The 19,520-nt window shown below is 66.5% G+C and carries 14 protein-coding genes and 1 other RNA gene; 9 read left to right on the plus strand and 6 right to left on the minus strand.

Translation table 11 applies throughout. The features are described from left to right. Window positions 1–292 precede the first annotated feature (292 nt). On the plus strand, window positions 293–1,069 hold the full coding sequence (locus LZ605_RS12460; protein ID WP_249841917.1) for an NRDE family protein: 777 nt from the start codon (window positions 293–295) through the stop codon (window positions 1,067–1,069). Window positions 1,070–1,170: 101 nt separating this feature from the next. Beyond that, window positions 1,171–1,650 (plus strand): DM13 domain-containing protein, encoded by a 480-nt coding sequence (locus tag LZ605_RS12465; protein ID WP_249841918.1) that lies wholly within the window; start codon window positions 1,171–1,173, stop codon window positions 1,648–1,650. Window positions 1,651–1,739: 89 nt separating this feature from the next. On the opposite strand, the gene rnpB is transcribed toward LZ605_RS12465, so the two are convergent. Further along, window positions 1,740–2,091, minus strand: an RNA gene (gene rnpB, locus LZ605_RS12470) — RNase P RNA component class A. Window positions 2,092–2,134: 43 nt separating this feature from the next. Next, a complete protein-coding gene (gene rsmI / locus LZ605_RS12475) occupies window positions 2,135–2,953 on the minus strand; it encodes a 16S rRNA (cytidine(1402)-2'-O)-methyltransferase (protein ID WP_249841919.1) in 819 nt (272 codons plus the stop codon). An 81-nt stretch (window positions 2,954–3,034) separates the two neighbouring features. Between rsmI and LZ605_RS12480 the strand changes: the two genes are divergently transcribed. Genes LZ605_RS12480 through LZ605_RS12495 form a run of 4 tightly spaced genes read left to right on the plus strand, consistent with a single transcriptional unit; the run spans window position 3,035 to window position 7,104 of the window. Next, window positions 3,035–4,756, plus strand: coding sequence for a penicillin-binding protein activator (locus tag LZ605_RS12480; RefSeq protein ID WP_249841920.1), 1,722 nt, complete (start codon window positions 3,035–3,037; stop codon window positions 4,754–4,756). Next, window positions 4,746–5,114, plus strand: coding sequence for a YraN family protein (locus LZ605_RS12485; RefSeq protein WP_249841921.1), 369 nt, complete (start codon window positions 4,746–4,748; stop codon window positions 5,112–5,114). The genes LZ605_RS12480 and LZ605_RS12485 overlap by 11 nt, the downstream gene beginning before the upstream one ends. Then, window positions 5,114–5,722, plus strand: coding sequence for a metal-dependent hydrolase (locus LZ605_RS12490; protein WP_249841922.1), 609 nt, complete (start codon window positions 5,114–5,116; stop codon window positions 5,720–5,722). The genes LZ605_RS12485 and LZ605_RS12490 overlap by 1 nt, the downstream gene beginning before the upstream one ends. Then, window positions 5,719–7,104, plus strand: a complete 1,386-nt coding sequence (locus LZ605_RS12495) for an FAD-binding oxidoreductase (RefSeq protein WP_249841923.1) — start codon at window positions 5,719–5,721, stop codon at window positions 7,102–7,104. The genes LZ605_RS12490 and LZ605_RS12495 overlap by 4 nt, the downstream gene beginning before the upstream one ends. A gap of 155 nt (window positions 7,105–7,259) precedes the next feature. Here LZ605_RS12495 and LZ605_RS12500 read toward each other — a convergent pair whose 3' ends face one another. From LZ605_RS12500 to LZ605_RS12515, 4 genes are all read right to left on the minus strand, one after another. Further along, a complete protein-coding gene (locus LZ605_RS12500; RefSeq protein ID WP_249841924.1) occupies window positions 7,260–8,501 on the minus strand; it encodes a hypothetical protein in 1,242 nt (413 codons plus the stop codon). A gap of 26 nt (window positions 8,502–8,527) precedes the next feature. Next, entirely contained in the window at window positions 8,528–11,032 is a 2,505-nt protein-coding gene (locus tag LZ605_RS12505) for a TcfC E-set like domain-containing protein (RefSeq protein WP_249841925.1), read from the minus strand. A 68-nt stretch (window positions 11,033–11,100) separates the two neighbouring features. Next, entirely contained in the window at window positions 11,101–11,586 is a 486-nt protein-coding gene (locus LZ605_RS12510) for a CS1 type fimbrial major subunit (RefSeq protein WP_249841926.1), read from the minus strand. Between the two features lie 126 nt (window positions 11,587–11,712). Further along, window positions 11,713–12,453, minus strand: coding sequence for a CS1 fimbrial subunit B flags: Precursor (locus LZ605_RS12515; RefSeq protein ID WP_249841927.1), 741 nt, complete (start codon window positions 12,451–12,453; stop codon window positions 11,713–11,715). Between the two features lie 1,005 nt (window positions 12,454–13,458). Between LZ605_RS12515 and LZ605_RS12520 the strand changes: the two genes are divergently transcribed. The 3 genes from LZ605_RS12520 to LZ605_RS12530 all read left to right on the plus strand — a co-directional run bounded on the left by LZ605_RS12520 (window position 13,459) and on the right by LZ605_RS12530 (window position 19,483). Further along, complete coding sequence (locus tag LZ605_RS12520) at window positions 13,459–15,858, plus strand: autotransporter outer membrane beta-barrel domain-containing protein (protein WP_249841928.1); 2,400 nt, start codon at window positions 13,459–13,461, stop codon at window positions 15,856–15,858. A gap of 281 nt (window positions 15,859–16,139) precedes the next feature. Then, window positions 16,140–18,551 carry an autotransporter outer membrane beta-barrel domain-containing protein gene (locus LZ605_RS12525; RefSeq protein ID WP_249841929.1) on the plus strand — a complete coding sequence of 804 codons (2,412 nt, stop codon included), beginning with the start codon at window positions 16,140–16,142 and terminating at the stop codon, window positions 18,549–18,551. A 521-nt stretch (window positions 18,552–19,072) separates the two neighbouring features. Next, the gene (locus LZ605_RS12530; RefSeq protein WP_249841930.1) at window positions 19,073–19,483 is read left to right on the plus strand and encodes a hypothetical protein; all 411 of its coding nucleotides are present in this window, start codon (window positions 19,073–19,075) and stop codon (window positions 19,481–19,483) included. Window positions 19,484–19,520: the final 37 nt, after the last annotated feature.

Below are 19,520 nucleotides of genomic sequence, written 5' to 3' on the forward strand. Positions count from 1 at the left end.
CATTGAACCACGAAAACCCACAAAACACCCGGATTTCCCTCTGATGCCCACCTTAGCAGCGGCCGAAGGGTTGTCAACAACTTTTCAGCGGGGAAATCGCCAGCCGCATCAATGGCTTGCAACAACCTTTAGAGAATTGTTCAAGGCTTATCCACAAGTTGCTGATCCGTCTCAATTTTTGAGATTGAACGGAAGTTCAGGGGTGTGGACAGGGCGTGAAACATCGGCCGCACATTCATCCGCAGCGGGTCGAAAACGGCGTCAGACTGCGCAAACGGTGCACAATGAGGCCATGTGCCTGCTCGCTCTTGGCTGGATGCACCACCCGCGCTGGCGGCTGGTGATGATCGGCAACCGTGATGAGTTCCACGCCCGCCCGACCGCGGCGCTGGCCCCCTGGCAAGATGAGACCTCTGTCATCGGTGGGCGCGACCTGCGCTCCGGCGGTGGCTGGGCCGGCGTCGGTGCCGGCGGCCGGATGGCAGTGGTCACCAATGTCCGCGATCCGCTGGCCGCACAGACCGGCCCGTCGCGCGGCGCGCTGGTGGCCGACTTCCTGCGTGGCCGCGACCCGGCCGCGGTCCATATCGAGCGTTTGGCGACCGTGGCCGGCGCCTATGCCCCGTTCAACCTCCTACTGGCCGATAGCGACAGCCTGGAGTTCCTGGGCAACCACCCCGCCGAACGCCAACACCTGGCCCCCGGCGTGCACGGCATGTCCAATGGCGCGCTGGACGCCCCCTGGCCGAAGACCCGTCGGCTGATGGCCGCGCTTTCCGCCTGGCTGAAGGAAGACGGGGTCAGATCCCGTTCCCAAGGGGAAAGGGGTCTGACCCCGCTCTGGCGGGCCCTCGCCGACGAACACCGCCCCGCCGACAGCGACCTGCCCGACACCGGCATCGGCCTGGAGCGCGAACGCTGGCTGAGCCCGGCTTTCATCCGCGGCGACGACTACGGCACCCGCGCCAGCACCGTGCTGCTGATCGGCGCCGATGGCCACGGCCAGATCCACGAACGCCGCTTCGGCCCACAGGGTGTCGCCCTTGGCCAGAGCCAGGTCGATTTCTGACCCTGTACCTGTTTTCTGTGTCTATAAATGTCTGCCTGCACGCCACACGATGACCGGGCGCGATCCTGCCGCGCGCCCCACCGATCCACAGGGAGTCATCGATGCGCCGTGTTCTCGTACTTGCCGCCACCCACCTGCTTACGCTCGGCCTCGGCTTCGGCCTGGGCGTGTACCTGCTGCCGATCCTGATCGCCCCGGATGATCCGCCGGTCGCCCAGGTGCAGGCCGCCATGGGCGACGCCCGCTACCACACCCGCTTCCGCCGCGACCTCAAGGGCAGCGACGCAGTGCACTGGGCCGACGGCAAGGTCAGCGTCAGCGCGCGCCAGGTCGCGTTCGACGGCAAGATGGGCCCGGGGCCGGACTACAAGGTCTACCTGGTGCGCGACTTCGTCGACAACAAGGCCGACTTCCTGAAGATCAAGGCGCAGGCCCAGCGCATCGGCGAAGTGAAGACCTTCAACCGGTTCCTGGTCGACGTGCCTGAAAGCGTCAACGTGGACGACTACACCACCGTGGTGGTGTGGTGCGAACGCTTCGAGCAGTTCATTTCCGCAGGCCAGTACCGCATGCCGGGTTGAACAACATCCCGAGCATCTGAACGGAGAGCAGCCGAGCATGGCTCGGCTCTACTGTAGAGCCGAGCCATGCTCGGCTTACCGTAAGAAAGAGGCGGAGCCGGCCGATAAGCCGGGTTCTGTCGTGGACAGTCATTCCTCTAGGCGTTACGTCACCGCAACGCTCAAGCAACCTACCCGGATCCAACGCGGGCCGCGCCAAAGGATCCCTATTTGGTCTTGCTCCAGGTGGGGTTTGCCGTGCCGGTCTGTTGCCAGACTCGCGGTGCGCTCTTACCGCACCATTTCACCCTTACCGGCCTTCCGAAGAAGACGTAGGCGGTATCTTTCTGTTGCACTTTCCGTCGGCTTGCGCCGCCCAGGCGTTACCTGGCACCTTGCCCTATGGAGCCCGGACTTTCCTCGGCACCCCCGAAGGGATGACGCGACTGTCTGGCCGGCTCCGCCAGCGCGCATTCTAGCGCACGCGGGGGGTTTCTGCCCGGCGCTACCGGCCGTACAACGCCTTGCGCGGCGCGCCGGTCAACTCGGCCGCCAGCTTGGCGGCAGTCGACGGCGGCAGATGTTCACTCAGTTTGGCGTACACCCGGCGGCCATGCGCCAGCTGCGCTTCCTCATCATCGCCGGCGCCCTGCACCATCACCACGAACTCGCCCTTGCGCTGGTTCTCGTCGGCCTCGACCTGGGCCAGCAGGCCAGCCAGATCGCCATCGAGCACGGTTTCGAACAGCTTGGTCAGCTCGCGCGCCAGCACCGCCGGGCGCTCGCCGCCGAAGATCGCCGCCATGTCGGCCAGCGATTCGGCGATGCGATGCGAGGATTCGTAGAACACCATCGTGCGCACTTCACCGGCCAGCGCCTGCAGGCGGTCGCGGCGGCCGCTGGCCTTGGCCGGCAGGAAGCCTTCGAAGCTGAAACGGTCGCTGGGCAGGCCGGCCACGCTCAGCGCGGCGATGGCGGCACAGGCCCCGGGAATCGGGCTGACCTTGATGCCGGCCGCGCGGGCAGCACGCACCAGGCGGAAACCGGGGTCACTGACCAGCGGGGTGCCGGCATCGCTGACCAGCGCCAGCGACTCGCCGGCCTGCAGGCGCGACACCAGGCGCTGCGCGAGGGCCTCCTCATTGTGTTCGTGCAGGGCCACCAGCGGCTGCTGGATGCCGAAATGGGACAGCAGCTGGCCGCTGCGGCGGGTGTCCTCGGCACAGATGGCGGCCACCGAACGCAGCACCTCCTGCGCGCGCGGGCTCAGATCGGCCAGGTTGCCGATCGGGGTGGCGACGACGTACAGGGTTGGCACACTCATTTCAGCGGTACTCACGGGGCAAGGGTAGAATCGTAGCGTGTACCCGGCCAAGGCCGCTGCCCTCATCGCATGGACCCGATCATGAACAAGCCCGCCGCACGGATCTCCGCCCTGTCGTTGTCGCTGCTGCTGATGGCTGGCTGTGCCACCACCAGCCTGACCAGCGCGCCCGAATCGCCGGGCCAGAGCCAGGCGCTGGCGCTGATCGAACAGGGCAAGCCGCGCGACGCCGCGCTGCAGCTGGAAGGCCTGGCCGCCACCCTGCGCGGCGGTGCCCGCGCCAACGCCCTGGCCGATGCCGCCTGGGCCTGGAACCTGGCCGGCGACAGTGCCCGCGCACGCAGCCTGCTGGGCCAGCTCACCGCCCGCCAGCTGAGCGGTGCCAGCCTGCAGCGCTACCAGCTGACCGGCGCCGAGCTGGCACTGGCCGACAAGCAGCCGGCGCAGGCGCTGGCGCTGCTGAAGGACAGCGGCGACAACGTGCTGCCGGCGCTGCGCACGCGCTGGTACCTGGCCCGCGCCACTGCCCTGCAGGGTACCGGTGACAGCTTCGGCGCTGCTGCCGAACGTGCCCGCGCGCATGCCGGCCTGACCGGCACCGCCCGCAACGAGAACCAGTCGGCCATCGCCGGCCTGCTCGGCACCCTCGACGACACCACCCTGCGCAGCCGCGCCGCCGCGCTGCCGGCCAACGACCCGCTGTACAACTTCGCCGGCCGCGCACTGATCGCGCGTGGCCTGCCGCTGCCGCGCCCGTTCGACCGCGATGGCGCGGCCCAGTTCGATACCAGCAAGCGCCCGCCGGCGCTGAGCGATGGCTACCGCCCGCCGGTCAAGCTGGCCGTGCTGCTGCCGCTCAGCGGCCGCCTGGCCACCGCCGCGCAGCCGGTGCGCGATGGCCTGCTGGCCGCGTACTACGGCGAGACCCGCCGCCGCCCGGACATCACCTTCATCGATACCGCCGGCACCGCAGCCGGTGCGCTGGCCGCCTATGACAAGGCCGTCAGCGCCGGCGCCGACTTCGTGGTCGGCCCGCTCGGCCGCGACGAAGTGGACGCGGTGTATGGGCGCCAGCAGCTGAAAGTGCCGGTGCTGGCGCTGAACCGTGGCAAGGACGCACCGCCGGCCGGCAGTGCCGGTTTCTCGCTGGCACCGGAAGACGACGGTATCGTCGCCGCCGAATACCTGCGTGGCCGCGAGCGCGGCAAGGCGCTGGTGATCAACAGCGCCGACGACACCGGCCGCCGTGCCGCTGCCGCTTTTGCCCAGCGCTTCGCCCAGCGTGGCGGCCAGGTGGTGGCCACGATCGGCGTCAGCGATGCGGTCGGCGATGTCGGTGCACAGATACGCAATGCCGGCCAGGTCGATGCCGTGTTCCTGGCCGTGCGCGCGCCGCAGGCCCGGCTGCTGGCGCCGCAGCTGGCACTGGCCGGCGCCGGTGGTGCCACCCGCGTGGGCACCTCGCAGCTGACTGTCGGCAGCGGCAAGGTGGAAGAAGACGTGGCGCTGGACGGCATCGTCTACCCGAACGAAGCCTGGAACGTGCGCAGCGTGTCCGGCCTGCCCTCGGCCAGCCAGGTCGCCAGTACCCTGCCCAGCGCACGCGGTGCCGCCGGCCGCCTGTTCGCCTTCGGCGCCGATGCCTGGAAGATCACCGCTTACCTGGACAAGCTGTCCAACGAGGGCGGCCTGGATGGTGCGACCGGCACCCTGTTCCTGGACAGCAACGGCAACATCCTGCGCCAGCCGGCCTGGTCCACCTTCAATGGCGGCCGGCCGATGCCGATCGTCGGTGGTCGCTGAGCGCAGCCAACGGGGCTCGGCGGTGGAAGCCGCCGCCGAGCAGCATCTGCAACAGGCCGGCTTGTTGCCGCGCGCGCGCAACGTGCGTTATCGCGGCGGTGAACTGGACCTGGTGATGGACGACGCCGGCACCGTGGTGTTCGTGGAAGTGCGTTACCGCGCGCGATCTGATTTCGGTGGCGGTGCGGCCTCGGTGGATGTACGCAAATGCCGACGTGTGGCGCATGCCGCGTTGTTGTACCTGCAGGACCATCCGGCGCTGGCCGATGCGCCTTGCCGCTTTGATGTGGTGGAAGCCACGGGTGAACCGCCGCAGCTGCATTGGCTGCGCGATGCGTTCCGGTTGGATGATTGCTGATGCCTTCGATCATCACCCATGCCGCTGTGCCGCTGGCGCTGTGGTGCGCCGCCGATCGTGGCCGCATTCCGGCGTGGCTGCTGGCTGCGGGTGTGGTCGCGGCCATGCTGCCCGATGCCGATGTGCTGGCGTTCGCGCTGCACATTCCCTATGCCGATGCGTTCGGCCATCGGGGTGCCAGCCATTCGTTGTTGTTTGCCAGCGTGATGGCGGCGTTGGCCGCGGTGTTGGCGTTCTTTGGTAGCGGCCGACCTGGGTCGGCGGTTTCGTGCCAACCAAGGGTGGCACCTACCACGGCGCGGCCAACGGTGGCGTCCACCGTACAGGCGGCGGTATTCGTGTTCATCTGCGCCGCCAGCCATCCCCTGCTCGACGCGATGACCTCCGGCGGCCTTGGCGTTGCCCTGGCCTGGCCATGGAGCGAACAGCGCTTCTTCGCGCCCTGGCGACCCATCCGCGTTTCGCCTTTTGCCCCGCAGTTCTTCAGCGCGCGCGGCATCGCCACCCTGCTCTCGGAACTGCGCTGGGTGTGGCTGCCGCTCGCCGGCGCCGTTGTTGCCTGGAAACTGATTCAACCCGCTCCTGCTTCCCCACGAGATCTGCCATGAGTATTGCCCTGCCCGCTGCCCTGGTTGCCGAACTGTCTGCCCTGCTGGGCGCGGAGGGCTGGCGCATGGATGACGGCGCGCTGGAGGCAAACGCACAGGACAACTCGTGGCGTCATCAACGCCCTGCCGCCGTCGCGCTGCCCGCCAGCGTCGAACAGGTGCAGGCACTGGTACGTGCGTGCCGCGCCCATCACGTAGCGCTGGTCGCGCGCGGTGCCGGCACCGGCACCACCGGTGCTGCCGTACCACTGCCGGGCAGCATCGTGCTGTCGTTCACCCGCATGGACCGCATCGTGGAGATCCGGGCCGGCGATCGTTGCGCCGTGGTGCAACCGGGTGTGTTGAACGGCACCCTGCAGCAGGCACTCGCCCCGCACGGCCTGTTCTGGGCACCGGACCCGTCCAGCGCGGAGATCTGTAGCATCGGCGGCAACCTGGCCTGCAATGCCGGCGGCCCGCGCGCGGTGAAGTACGGCACCAGCCGCGACAACGTGCTGGGCCTGGTGGCGGTGACCGGCACCGGCGAGGTGATCCGCTGTGGCGGCGCCTACACCAAGGATGCCACCGGCTACGACCTCACTCACCTGCTGGTGGGCAGCGAAGGTACGCTGGCACTGATCGTGGAGGCTACCCTCAAGCTGACGCCGCTGCCGGTCAGCCAGGCCGGCCTGCGCGTGCTGTATCGCGATGCCGATGCTGCCGCTGCTGCGGTGTCACGCCTGATGTCGCAGCCGGTGGTGCCGACGCGTCTGGAATTCATGGACGCACGCAGCCTGGAGCTGCTGCGCCTCAACGGCGCCGAGGTGCCGGAAGCTGGCGCGATGCTGCTCGTCGAAGCCGATGGTGATCACGACACCCTGCCCTACCTGCTGCAGGCGCTGGCAACTGCCGCCGAAGGCGACGGCATGATCGAACTGGACGTGGCGATGGAAGGCCGCGCGCGCGACCAGCTGTGGGCCGCACGCAAAGCGCTGTCGCCGGCACTGCGCAGTGTGGCACCGGGCAAGATCAACGAAGACGTGGTGGTGCCGGTGTCGCGCATTCCCGATCTGGTGGCGGGCGTGCAGGCCCTGGCGCGCGAGTATGTGCTGACCATCGTCACCTTCGGCCATGCCGGTAACGGCAACCTGCACGTCAACATCCTCTATCACCCAGATGACGCCGACGAAAACGCACGTGCGCATGCCGCGCTGCCGAAGATCTTCGAACTGACGTTGGCGCTGGGCGGAACGCTGTCCGGCGAACATGGCATCGGCCTGGCCAAGCGCGATTTCATGGCGCAGGCGTTCACCCCGGCAACACTGGCAACGATGCGCGCGATCAAGGCCGCCCTGGATCCGGACGGCATCCTCAACCCGGGCAAGGTGCTGCCGCCTGGGTGATGCAGGCCGATGCATCCACCGCACTGGAGAGCCGAGCCCATGCTCGGCTGCCGTCCGCTCAGGTCACGATGACCCCGCGCTTGGCGCGGTGAGCCGAGCGTGGGCTCGGCTCTACATCGGGCTGCAATGGCGGTACATGCGCATCCACGGTTGACTCACGGCTCCGAATCGAACACCACGGTTACATCGCCGTGCCAGCGCGACTGCGGTGCCTTCAGCATCTCCGCCACGGCCGGGCCGCTGGCGGCGAAGCGCAATCTTGAATGTCGGTTCTGAAGATACGAGTTCGGCGTGAAGCGTGGCGCGACCTGGCCACTTCGCTCGCTGACCAACGGCGTGTTCTGCGCGAACCCACCGCTGTGCATCGCGCGCATGCCCGGCATCGTCACGTCCACATCGATCGGCACGACTTCCCGCGTGGCAGCGTTGGCAATGCCACACTGGCCACCCACGTCATGCTCGCAGCGCATCTTGACGCTGAACTCATTGGAACTGGTCAGCAGGAACGGCAGTTCCTGCTGCAGGCGCGGCGGCGCCTTGCCATGCACCGTCCACTGGCTCCAACCCCCCACCGGTGCCAGGCTGACCTTCGGGTTCGCCTCGGTGAAGGTGACCTGGAACTCGTGGGAAACGGTCAGCGTGAAATTGATGATCAACTCGCTATCGGACGGACGGGCATTGTTGCCGAAGTCGAAGTCACCGCCCGGGCCCAGCCTGAGATGCAGCTGGCCGGTGTACTCGCCTGATTCCATGGCCAGCGGATTCGGTGACCGCATCAGGTAGCCGATGCTCACGTCGGTCAGCAGCATTCCTTCCTCGAACGCGAAGTTGGTGCGCTTGGTGCAGGTCGGGCTGGACTCGGGGAAACGCCAGCCGTAGCGGAGAATGAAGAGGCTGACCTCTGCATAGTTCATGTTCCCGCAGCCCGGCGGCGCGTAGTTCCACGCGTAGCCCTGCCACAGATTGTGATGCCCCTGCGACACGTTGGGGTGCCCGGTGATGTCATGCACGCTGCGCGGTAGGCGATAGGTTGAACCGAAGAACGACACGCGCCACTCCGTTTCCGCGGTTCGGCCGGTCGCCGCATGCACGAGCTGCACTTTGCGCCATGCACTGGGCACCCTGAACAACGCCTGGTTCGAGAGATCCGCACTGGGGCTGAACGCCCCATAGGACACGTAGAAGGGGAGCTGCACGCTCTTCTCGTCTGGACTGCACAGGCCAGGCCGCGTGCACAAACCACCATTGGGCGTGTCATTGGTGAACGCGTTGCGCGTGGGTTCCAGCGCGCTGGGCGCGAAACTGGCCTGGATCGATACCTGTGCCGCTGCGGCAGTGCCCGCCACGGTCCCCATCAACGCGGCTACCCACAGCCGTGGAAGAACGCCACACCACATCATTCGACTCCTCTTGGCCTGCTGGTTCATTTTCCTGCCACCTGCGGCGGGCACTGCAGCCCGCCCACCATCACCAGATCGCCCTCGCGCGGATAGCGGGCTTCGTCCAGCGTCAGCGTGCAGCTGTGCTGATCCGGATGGCGCAGCTCCACTACGGGCGCGCGTGCACTCAGTTCCAACGTGAAGAAGCCTTCGTCCTGGCTGACGCTGCGGCTGGCGTGGTTGATCACATGCACGCCACGCACGCCGTTGCCATCGGCGTCGAGTATCTGGCCCATCACCGTATAGGTGCGCAGCACATCCACCTGCGCATGCATCACGCCGCCCTTGTTGAGGTGATAGCGGACCGTGGACGGTTGGATCGCTGCCGTGTGCGCATGGTGGTCGTTGAAATCGAACTGCACGTGCCCTTCCCGATACGCGCTGACCGGCACGAAATTGCGTCCCGACCGCAGCACCACGCCGCCCCCACGGCTGTCATCGGCACGCAGCGCCAGGCCCGGAAAATCCGAATGCAGATCCACGATCATGCCGGTATCGGCACTGGCGGTCTGCCCGCGCCCGACCATCGCCACGTGCCCGCCACCCAACGCCAACGTGCTTTCCAGATTGGCGCTGCCACTGAGGCGACCATCGCTGGAGGCACGCAGCACCTGCACATCGCCCTGGAACTGCTGCCGGTCCATGTAGGCACCTGCACCCAGCCCCAGCCCATTGCGGTCGACGCTGGCGGTGCCATGTACGCTCTGCAGCCAAGGTGCGTCCAGCTGCTGCTGCACGTTGAGGCTGGCGTACAGATCGCGCTGGCCGGCTGCGCCGGTACGGCTGCCCAGGCTGCCGTTGTAGCGGCGCCCCGGGTTACCCAATGCAAGGCTGACGGTGAAGTCGATACCCCGTTGGCGGCGGGAGGACGTGACGTCGCTGCCCGGGCGGTCGTATACCGACAGCCGCCAGCTGGCATCGCTGCCGAACAGCCGCTGCCGCCGCCAGTACGAAGCATCCACACTGGTGCCCGCGTTGAAGCCCTGGCTGTGACCCACGCGCAGGGTCAGGCTGTGGGCGTCGCCGAATCGATGGTTGAGTGACAGCGCACTGCTGTCCTGCCAGCCGCCATGGGTCTCCCAGCGCGCCGGCTGGCCGTCGCGGCCCACCACGCGGTCACGCTGTTCCACCCAGCTGCGCGCGTGCGAGGCCACCAGCGACCCGCGCGCGTAGCGCAACAGGCCCTGCGCATCGACGCCACGACCGGCATCGTTGGAGTCATAAAGATTGGTGTAGAGGTTGAAGCGTTCGCTGGCCTGCCAGTCCAGCGAGGCGCCAAGGCTGTGGCGTTCGCCCACCCGCTGTGCACTGGCGCCGACCACTGCACGCGGATGCAGCAGATAGTTCACTACGGCCCCTGCGGCGGCCTTGCCATGCTGGGCGTCATCGCCGCTGTCCAGCAGGCCCTGTTGGCGGCCGGCGAACAGGCTGTAGCGCCAACGACGGCTCGCATCACGCCAGTGGTTCGGCTTGTGGATGGTGGCGATCTCGCGCGAGCTGATCTGCCCGTCTTCAACCACGCGCAGTTCCACCTCATAGATGCCGCCCGGCAGGCGGCGGGTATCCAGCGTCTGCATGCCCGGCGCCACCGCCTGCGTGCCGACCAGATTGCCATCACGGTAGATCTCGACCACGCCTTCGCGGCTGGCGGTGACATACACCGGGTAGACCGCCTCGCCCGCCGTGTCGGCCAGCAGTACATCCGACGAACCGGCCATGAAACCCAGGCTGGTGTAGTTCTGTGTGCCCGGCGCCCGCGGCTGCCGGGTCACCCCCTGGAACGTGGGCAGGAAATAGCCCACGCGCAGGAAATGATCCTTGAATTCGCGCTGCGCGTGCAGCGCGCTGACGTAGTGGCCGTCGCTGTCGCCCGCCAGCCGCGAACGGTAGTACTGGTAGCTGCCCAGCGCGGTCCATTGCCCCAGGCTGCCCTGTAGATCGGCGCCATAACGCAGGGCATTGTCCTGCTGCTCGCCGCCACTGTAGGTCAGGCTGTTGCGCAGCATCAGCCCGGTACTGCCCTGCGCCGGCACCTGCAGGTAACGTCCACCCGCAGTGGCGCGGTGGCCGTCGCTGCTCAGCAGGGACACCAGCGAGTTGCCCAGGCTGTAGTGCAGCGCCGCCAGCCCTTGCGATGCTGCAGACTGCTTCCCCAACGGCACCGGCTCGGCCAGGTAGGCCGCCCAGCGCTCGCGCTCGGCCGCCGGCAATGCGCTGTCGTAGCTGTCACCGAAAGCCAGCAGTTGCAAGCGGTTGTCTTCGTGCAGCAGGACCTCGGCATCGCCAAGGAAGGTGCCATCCAGTTCCACCCGCACACTCAACGGCGTACCGAACAGATGCTCACGGAACTCGGCCGGCATGCGCTCGCGTTGCTGCTGCAGCGTATGCAGTGCTGCTTCGGCGCGGGCATGGCGGGGCACCATGGCAAGCAGCGCGATGGCACCGGCAACCGCTACGGCAAGCGCAGCAGGGCGTTGAATAGGGGGCATTGGGGCATTCCATGGCGGGGCAGGCAGTACGGCGGGGACGCGCCTGCGTCCCCGCCTTGTGGGATGTGTTACGGGGTGCTTTCGAACATCATGTAGACCTGGCCGGCGTAGTTGCCTTCCACGTAGCCGGTGCCCGGCTTGGTGGTGGCGATTTCCACCGCAACGCGCTGGCTGGCTGCGGCCTCGGCGGCAGTGAGGATCTCGACCTTGCCTGCCGCGCCGGTGGCCAGCGTCTTGCCGTTCACGCGCACGGCCATCGGCAGCAGGTTGGCACCGGAGGTCAGCGCCGCATCATTGGTCAGGTAGCCTTCGATGGCCGCATTGCTGCGCATGTCGATCTGCTGGCTGATCGGGCGCAGATCCTGGCGGGCGATGTCCCAGCCCATGGTCTGGGTGATCGCATCCCACCCGCCGACCGGGGTGATCTGCAGGCCATCGGCCGCCGGGATGATGGCCTCCACGGAAACCGTGACCGGGAAATCGGCGGCGAAGCTGGCGGCCGGAGCAATGACCAGGGCGGCGGCGGTGGAGAGCAGGACCTTCTTCAGGTTCATGGGTAATTCCTTCTAGGGTGATGAAAAACAATGGATTGCCGGGTTCGGGACGCAACTTCCCCACGAGCCCCCCGGCAGAGGCCCGGCGAAGTAAAACCTTGGATGTACGCGCGGCCGTTCTGGCCGTCAGTTGCGGGTGTCGATGGTGCGGCGCTGGGTCCCTTCCAACAGGTCGAAGCGGCTGTAGAAGCCCTCCTCTTCGGCCAGCGTGTGCTGGCGCCCGGGGAAGACATGCACCTTCACCCCGCCGCTGCACTCATCGGGTCGCGCGCGGTTGCATTGGCGCAGGTTGTCCAGCACCACGGTGGCGTTGCCGGCATTGGAAACGCGAGGGCCGTGCAGCTGCGTGTCGTAGCGCGTCGCAGCCGGCGGTACGAACACCACCGTGCCGTAGCCGGTGAACACGTTGACACCGGCCTGCACACCCTGCTGGTAGTTCTCTGCCTGATTGGCATCGAGCGAGAACTCGCCAGCATCGGGTATCACCGGCACATAGCGCACGCGGTAGTACTGCTCCTGCGTACGATCACCACGGAACACCAGCCGCGTGGCCTGCTGGCCATTGCCGGCGGGAATGATCATGCGGCTGGGGCTGGCGATCAGCCCACTGGCACCGCCTTCGTTGCGTGCCAACGCGGCAGCATCCACCGGCGTTTCGGTCACATTGCCCTGGCCGTCGAAATGCATGCGGGTGACCTCCACCCGCACGTACGCGGTGGCATCGCCGCTGTTGCGCACGCGCTTGAGCAGCTGGCTGCGGCCAGGCTCCATGTAGTCGAACAGCGTACCTACGCTGATCTGTGGCTGCGCTGCGTGTGCCGTCGCAGCAAGCAACAGGAGATGGATCGCGACGAATAGGCGATGCATGGCGAAGCCTCGGAATTCTGTTCAATGATGATGTTCAAGGTGATGACCAGCCCAACCAGATGGAGAGCCGCATCGCGCTTTGGGCAGCATTCTCTTGACCCGCGCAGGCTCCCTCCATGAGGAAAGTTGTATCGCGGACACAATTGAAACTAGTCCGAAGACAGCGCCGCGCCGGGCCGGTTGTAGCGCCTGGAATGCAATCGACGTTGCCCTTCCATGCGGGTCCGCATCGTGAAAGATGCGGAGCGCTTCCGCCATGCAAAGACTTGCAAAGATGACCGGCGCCGCACGCATGAGCCGAATGGCACTCACGCTGCGGTTGTGGAGCAGAGCCCGTGCTCGGTTCTGATGCGCCACGCGGACGGCAGCCGAGCATGGCTCGGCTCTACAGGAGGCAAAGAACGCGAAGGAGACGCAGGCCGTCTTCATAGGACGCTGTAGAGCCGAGCCGATGCTCGGCTCTGATGCGCCGCGCGGACGGCAGCCGAGCATGGCTCGGCTCTACAGGAGGCAAAGAACGCGAAGGAGACGCAGGCCGTCTTCATAGGACGCTGTAGAGCCGAGCCGATGCTCGGCTCTGATGCGCCGCGCGGACGGCAGCCGAGCATGGCTCGGCTCTACAGGAGGCAAAGAACGCGAAGGAGACGCAGGCCGTCTTCATAGGACGCTGTAGAGCCGAGCCGAGCCGAGCCGATGCTCGGCTCGGATGCGCCGCGCGGACGGCAGCCGAGCATGGCTCGGCTCTACAGGGGGCGAAAAAGGCGAAGGTAGTCCAGACCGCCCGATGGCGCCGGGCTGAGCGGCACCTGAAGTGTGATCCCTTCCCCCGCGCGCTTTGCAACAATTTGTATGGGACGACTGACTGCAGCGAATGAAACTACGCCCGAAAAAGGCATACCGTTTCGTTTTCAGCCCACTCGATCACACTGCTTTCACAAGAAACGGATTCAAGCCTAGGCTCGTCCATCGCAGTCGAGCCTCCCCGCCCCACGACAAGGACTCCCGATGACCCTCGCCCGTACCGCACGCCCGCATGGCATGCCTCTGCAACGCCCGCTGCTGCGCAGCCTCCTGCTTGCGCTGGCCGCTGGCCCTCTCGGCGCTGCGATGGCCGGTGAGCTCGATGGCCAGACAGCCGAAGTTGCCGCCGGTGATCCGGTCGAGGCATGGCGTCTCATCAATGGCTCCCATCTGACCGTGCGTGGTGGCGAAACCGAGCAGATCCAGGCAGAGGATACGTCGCAGGTCATTCTTGACCGTGCCCAGGTGAGCCGCAGCGGCAATCAGATTGCCGCCATCCAGCTATGGGAGCGTTCCTCGCTGGTTGCCGATTCGTCCAGGATCAACGGCGAGGTGGAACTCAGAGGCGGCAACACCTCGCTGACAGTCAAGGACAGCAGCATCCGCGTGTCGGCAGCTGATCTCAGCCCCAACGCCGCAAAGTCGGTAGGCGTAGGTCTGTCACAGGGTCTCGACGCGAGCACCCGCGATACCCCATATGCCCTGATCGATGGCACGTCGATCCACGTGGACGATCTCGCCTCACCCGCTCGTCCCCATAACAGTGGCCTCGGCGTGCGCATGCTGGTCGGCCAGATGGACATCGTCAATCGCTCCCGTATTGTCGCCGCCAACGTGGGCGCCATGCTGTGGGGCGAGCGCAACGGCGACGGCATGCTGCGCCTGCATATCAACGACTCCACACTGCAGTCGGGCCGTGGTGCGGCGATCCAGGTGATGCCGTTGTTCGACAACACCTACGACATCACCGTCGCCAACGGTGCGCAGCTGATCGCAGGCGACGGCACGCTGTTGCGCGTCGCGCGCGAGGGCAGCGTTCTTGCCGCGCGGACCGACGTTGACTTCACGGTGGACGATGCCCGTCTCATCGGCAACGTCACCTTCGACCCCACCTCCGTCACCAACGGCACACTGGATGTGATGCTGCGCAACAAGGCACAGATCGACGGCCGATTCTTCAACGTCACCACCGCCAGCATCGATGGCGACAGTACCTGGCTGATGACCGGCGGCAGCAATGTTGGCCACCTCACCTTGGGCGCTACCGGTACCGTTGCACTGGGCAACGCCAGTACCTTCAACACCCTCAACGTAGACCAGTTCACCGGCAACGGCGGCACCCTGCTGTTCAATACGGTGCTGGGTGACGACACGTCGCTGACCGACAAACTGGTGATTGCCAGTGATGCCGACGGCCAGGCCAACGTGCGCGTGCTCAATGCCGGCGGTGCCGGTGCCAGGACCGAGCGCGGTATCGAACTGATCGATATCGGCGGTGCCTCCAACGCGCAGTTCGATCTGCTCGGCCGTGCCGTGGGCGGCCAGTACGAGTACTTCCTGGTGAAGGATGCCAACGGCAACTGGTACCTGCGTTCGCAGACCGGCGCCGGCCCGGACCCTTGCCTGGTGGACCCCACCCTGCCCGAGTGCAAGCCGATTGACCCGGTGGACCCGGTGGACCCGCCGCCGCCGGTGCTGCGCCCGGAAACCGGTGCCTACCTGGCCAACCAGTTCGCGCTGGATCAGATGCTTCGCCATACCTATCGCGACCGCCAGGGCGGCGGCACTGCCAACGACGATGTGCGCGGCTGGGCGCGCGTGGACGCCACCCACAGCACGCTGGGTGCGGTGGATGACCAGCTGGACCTGCGCGTGGACCGCTCGCGCCTGCAGCTGGGTGCGGACGTTGGCGTGTTCGATGAGGGCCGTGGTCGCGTGGGCCTGATGGGCACGCTGGCACAGTCGCGCTCGACCTCGCGTTCGGACATCACCGGCTACAGCGCACGCGGCAAGCTGGACGGTGGCGCACTGGGCGTATACGGCAATTGGGCAAACGATGCGCTGTATGTGGATGCCAGCGTGCAGCGCGGCCAGTTCCGCAACCGCGTGCAGGGCGAAGGCCTGGCCGAGGAACGCTACGACTCGGACCTGTGGCAGTCGTCGCTGGAAGCCGGCTACCGCATCGGCATCGGCCAGATCGGCAGCGCTATGCTGAGCCTGCAGCCGGAACTGCAGCTGGTCTACACCGATGCCAAGACCGATGTGCACACCGAAGCCAATGGCACCGTGGTGCGTGCGCTGGACCAGAGCGGGCTGTCCGGCCGTGCGGGCCTGCGCCTGCAGGGTGAATCACGCTCGGCAGTGGGTGCCTCGGTCAGCCCGTACCTGGCCGCCAATTGGTACCGCGATAGTGCCGGCAATGGCATTGCCTTCGATGATGAAGTGCTGAAGGCGGGCATTCCGCGCAACCGCTATGAACTCAGTGCCGGTGCACAGATTCAGTTCCGTTCCGGGCTCAGTGCGCGGGGTGGTTTCGGCGTGATGCACGGTGACAGCGGCTACCGGGAGGCCACCGGCAGCCTGAGCGTCGCGTACCGCTGGTAACACCGGACAGACAGCGCGCACTGCACGTTGTAGAGCCGAGCATAGGCTCGGCCCTACACGACAACGCCGGGCATGGCCCGGCGCTACCGCTCCCCGACACCGTTCCACATTACGCGATCAGCCGCTCTTTTGTAGAGCCGAGCCAAGCTCGGCTGCACTTCGCTCAGCCCGCATGAAACCCCGCGCGGCGTCCACCAGCCAAGCATGCCTCAGCTCTACAGGGCACAAGAGGTCATGGGCCTCTTCCGCTCCAGGAACCTCCCCACTTCCGCAGCTGACTTATGAAGCTCACATCGAAACCCCGACACGACCGTCTTTCCACAGCGCGCCCAAGTCTTCTCGCCTGCTGCCTGCTGACCGGCCTTGCCAGCACTACTTTCAACACGCAGGCGCGCGAACTGGTGGATGATGCCGCGCAGGTACTTCCCGGCCATCCAGCAGAGTCCTGGCGACTGCTGCAAGGCTCGCACCTGCAGGTCAATGGTGGCGAAACACTTGGCATCGAGGTGTTCGATGGTTCCTCTGTTGTCCTGTTGAATGCAGTGGCGCGCCTGCCTGACCAGTCCGGGCAGTACACCACGATTCAGCTGGCAGGCACGTCGTCGCTGGCAGCGCACGACTCTTCGATCCTCGGTAGAGGGCTGGTGCTGGCGGATGCGGCCTCGGCGCAACTGTTCGGCAGCAACGTGCAGGTCACCCGCGCGACGGGCCTGGGCGCGTTCGACATGTACTCGGTCGGAATCGACCTGACTCACAGCACCGGCGCAGTATCAGGGGCGCGAGTGGAGCTGGACGCCACTCACGTCCGCGTTGAACAGACTCAACTTCAGAATCCGGGCAGCTCCGGTGTCGGCCTGCGCATGGCTCAAGGCCACGTTGTAGTACGTAACGGCTCCCACATCGATGCAGACCATATTGGCATGGTGCTGTACAGCACCGGTGATGATCTGACCAGCAGCATTGTGATCGATGACTCGACCGTCATCGCTCGCACCGGCGCGGCAATCCGCATCGCCACGGTTCTGCTCGCGCCGGAATTCGATATCACGGTTTCCAACGGCTCCCGGCTCTGGGGCGGCGATGGCCATCTGCTGCAGGTGGGCTCGTTTGTTGGCGTGCCTGGCGCTTCCAGGGTTCGCTTCAGCGTGGACGACGCACAGCTGGCAGGCGACGTTGCCAGTGACGAAGCCAGCGCACGACTGGGCACGCTGGACGTATTCCTGCGCAGCAAGGCGCAGATCGATGGGCGCTTCATCAACGTCACCAATGCCAGCATCGACAGCGGCAGCACCTGGCTGATGACCGGCGACAGCAACGTCGGCCACCTCACCCTGGGCAGCACCGGAACGGTGGCGCTGGGCAACGCCAGCACCTTCAACACGCTCAACGTGGACCAGTTCACCGGCAACGGCGGCACCCTGCTGTTCAACACCGTGCTGGGTGACGACACCTCGCTGACCGACACGCTGGTGATTGCCGGCGATGCCAACGGACAGGCCAACGTGCGCGTACTCAATGCCGGCGGTGCCGGTGCGAAGACCGAGCGCGGCATCGAACTGATCGACATCGGCGGTGCGTCCAACGCGCAGTTCGATCTGCTCGGCCGCGCCGTCGGCGGCCAGTACGAGTACTTCCTGGTGAAGGACGCCAACGGCAACTGGTACCTGCGCTCGCAGACCGGCGCCGGCCCGGACCCGTGCGTGGTGGACCCCGCCCTGCCCGAGTGCAAGCCGATTGACCCGGTAGACCCAGTGGACCCGATCGACCCGATCAACCCGCCGGTGCTGCGCCCGGAAGCCGGCGCGTATCTGGCCAACCAGTTCGCGCTGAGCCAGTTGCTGCGCCACAGCTACCAGGACCGCAACGGGGCCAGCACCGCCACCGACGGGGTGCGTGGCTGGGCGCGAGTGGATACCCACCAGAGCAAGCTCGGTGCGGTGGATCACCAGCTGGACCTGCGTGCGGACCGTTCGCGCCTGCAGCTGGGTGCGGACATGGGCGTGTTCGACGAGGGCCGTGGCCGTGTGGGCCTGATGGGCACCGCTGCACGCAGCAGCGCCGCGTCGCGTTCGGACGTCACCGGCTACAGCGCGCGCGGCAAGCTGGACGGTGGCGCGCTGGGCGTCTACAGCAACTGGGCCAACGATGCGTTGTACGTGGATGCCAGCGTGCAGCGCGGCCAGTTCCGCAACCGCGTGCAGGGCGAAGGCCTGGCCGAGGAACGCTATGACTCGGATCTGTGGCAGTCGTCGCTGGAAGCCGGCTACCGCATCGGCATCGGCCAGATCGGCAGCACCGCGCTGAGCCTGCAGCCGGAACTGCAGCTGGTCTACACCGATGCCAAGACCGATGTGCACACCGAAGCCAATGGCACGGTGGTGCGTGCAGCCGGCAACAGCGGCCTGTCCGGTCGCGCCGGCCTGCGCCTGCAGGGTGAATCACGCTCGGCAGTGGGTGCCTCGGTCAGCCCGTATCTGGCGGCCAACTGGTACCGCGATGGTGCGGGTAATGGCATCGCCTTTGACGACGAAGTGCTGAAGGCCGGCATTCCGCGCAACCGCTATGAACTCAGTGCCGGTGCCCGCGTGCAGTTCCGTTCCGGGTTCAGCGCGTGGGGCGGGTTCGGCGTAATGCGCGGTGACAGCGGCTACCGGGAAGCTACCGGCAACCTCTCTGTGACGTACCGCTGGTAATACTGGAATGGCAGCTCGCTGTACTTTGTAGAGCCGAGCCATGCTCGGCTGCTCTACGGTCCGCGTGCGTGAACCCCCGCGCGTTGCGCGAAAGCCGAGCATAGGCTCGGCTCTACAGACATCCGCAGCAGATGGGTTTCAACGCACGATGTCGCAATCGGCACGGCGTGGTCATTGATGGCGGCGGCACGCGAACACCGCAAATTTTTCGACTTTCAAACTTTTCTCATTGGTACGGCAGCACCTCCGTGCACATCATGGCGCGCCACCGACAACGGGTGGCACGGGCTTCCAATCCCGTTAGGTTGATGTGTTTGGTTACGCTTGCCTGTCGGCGTCGCTCTTTCCTTGTTGGGCGGCGTCGGCAGGCATTCTGCCCGCGCTTCCATGGCGGGCGGTGCGTGGGGGCCTCGGCCCGCCGGCGCTTCTACATCAACCTCCGGTATTGGAACCACGCACCGTCCGCCGCCCTCGCTGTTAAGCAGAGGGCGGCCCCTTGCTTCGCACTCAAGGACGCCGTCATGACCTCATCCAAGTACCCGCACCTGTTCGCCACGCTCGGTGAAGCCGCCACGCGCCTGCCTGACGATCTGGCACGCACGCTGGAAAGCACCTTCGCCTCACTGCAGGAGGGGCAAGCACCCGGCACCATTACCCTGCTGGCCTGCCTGCAGCACATCCGCCAGGGCGATGCTGCCGACGGCCAACCGTGGCCGGGCAACGGCCGCACGCCGGGGCAGCGGCTGGCGCTGGCGCGCATCGACCGCGCCAACGCCGGGTTGACCTTCCTGCTGGAGCTGCTGCACGCCACCGAACGCGTGCGCGTGGATGGCGAGGTTGCCCAGGAGATGGGCGATGGCGCGCGCGAGGGCTTGCTGCTGGCCTGCCGTGGGCTGTCTGAATATGTGGATGTGCAGCTGCGCGCGGCATAAGCGGTGCCGCTTTGCTTGGGTAGATGCCAACCTTGGT

The sequence above is a fragment of the Stenotrophomonas maltophilia genome, from assembly GCF_023518235.1.
In the GTDB taxonomy this organism is placed as follows: Bacteria; Pseudomonadota; Gammaproteobacteria; order Xanthomonadales; family Xanthomonadaceae; genus Stenotrophomonas.